This window comes from Knoellia sinensis KCTC 19936, from assembly GCF_000768705.1.
In the GTDB taxonomy this organism is placed as follows: domain Bacteria; phylum Actinomycetota; class Actinomycetes; order Actinomycetales; family Dermatophilaceae; genus Knoellia; species Knoellia sinensis.
The window spans coordinates 1-993 of record NZ_AVPJ01000052.1 but is presented as its reverse complement, the minus strand read 5'-3'; the positions used below and the strand labels follow the sequence as shown (position 1 = coordinate 993).

The 993-nt window shown below is 69.8% G+C and carries 1 protein-coding gene; it reads right to left on the bottom strand.

The genetic code is table 11. The features are described 5' to 3' along the window. Positions 1–980, bottom strand: a 980-nt coding sequence (locus N802_RS19145) for a hypothetical protein (RefSeq protein ID WP_425402499.1), incomplete at its 3' end; no start/stop codon positions are given. Positions 981–993 lie beyond the last annotated feature (13 nt).

Below are 993 nucleotides of genomic sequence, written 5' to 3'. Positions count from 1 at the left end.
CCCTTCCCGAAGAAGTACTGGGTGCCGTCGGTGGTGGTGACCTTCCAGTACTCGCCGCCTGCGGCGGTGTGGAACGCGCCAGTGAGCTTCTCCACGCGGGTGCCGTCGTCGCGGCGCAGCCGCCACGTGTTCGTGTTCCCCACCCGCACCAGCGCGCCCGAATGCGATCCGAACGAGAGGGTGGCGTTGTCCCACGTCTCGTTGTTGGACTTGCCGGAGTCGCTCTTCCAGCACAGGTCGCCGGTCTTGACGGTGGTGTTGGCGCCGGTCATGTCGTCGGCGCAGCCGACATAGTGGCGTTCGATGAAGCCCTGGCCGAGGTTGAAGCCCTCCCCCACCCAGGACGGTTGGTTGTTCGTCGACGTCGCGCGACCGTCCACCGACTGCGCCGAATAGCCCAGCGACACCTCCGGCTCGAGGCCCGCGATCGAGGGCGGCACCGCCATCGGGTAGGACCACGACAGGTCACCGCTGGCACCACCGGCGGACCACGATGACGACGCGGCCAGGTCGGAGGCGGCGAAGTCACCCGAGGACCCCGACGCGCCCGAGACGGCCATGACCGTCGCGGAGAACTCCGCCGCCGGTGCGTCCGCGGCGGTCGCGGTCGATCGTTCAACTGTCGCCGAACCCAGCTCCACCTCACCGGTCAGCGAGCCCGAGGCTGCGTCGTAACGGGTGGGGATCGGCGTAGACTTCGCGCACCCCTCGGCCGCGGCCGCGTCAGCACACGCGGTGATGTCGACCAGGCGGAGACGGGACGCCCAATCACCACCAATGGCGTGGCGGTACCCGCTCACGTCCACCCGCACCGTCACCTTCCCGGGGGTCTTCGCCTTCAGGTGCACCCGCGGCGCCGCCCCGACCTTGGCGGTCTGCACCGTCACCGTTTCGGGACCCGTGGCTTTCGCGCCAGCGGACTTGGACAGGCGACCGACCTTGACCCCGGTGGATCCGGCATCCACGAGGGCGCCGGTCACGGGGAGTGTCACC